This is a genomic window from Adlercreutzia equolifaciens (assembly GCF_029076695.1).
Taxonomy (GTDB): Bacteria; Actinomycetota; Coriobacteriia; order Coriobacteriales; family Eggerthellaceae; genus Adlercreutzia; species Adlercreutzia equolifaciens_A.
On the sequence record NZ_JARFIK010000285.1, the window covers coordinates 1 to 312 of the forward strand.

Sequence of the window (312 nt, forward strand, 5' to 3'; positions counted from 1 at the left end):
CCCAGCGAAGTCGCAGTACATCGATCCAGCACGCTATTACGCCATACTTACCGAAACCTGCACATCAGTTGCCATGCAGTGCACTCTGACTAAACGCGAGGGAGACGTACTCCTTCTCCTCGCCCAAAGAAAAACGTTAGTGCAAATTAGCGACGATCTGGTGGTAAGCCTCGCTACGGTGAAGACGCACACCCACAATATTTCTAAAAAATTGGGCGTTCATAGTAGGCAGGAGCTATACCTGTTTCTTGGTCTGGAGAACCTCTCCTAGTTCGTCAAATCCTCACCAAACCCGACGCGGTAGTTCTAGAA

1 protein-coding gene is annotated in these 312 nt (G+C 49.7%); it reads left to right on the forward strand.

The genetic code is table 11. The features are described 5' to 3' along the window. Nucleotides 1–271 (forward strand): response regulator transcription factor (locus PZH32_RS12430; protein WP_275208554.1); only part of this gene is annotated, 271 nt, incomplete at its 5' end. Nucleotides 272–312: the final 41 nt, after the last annotated feature.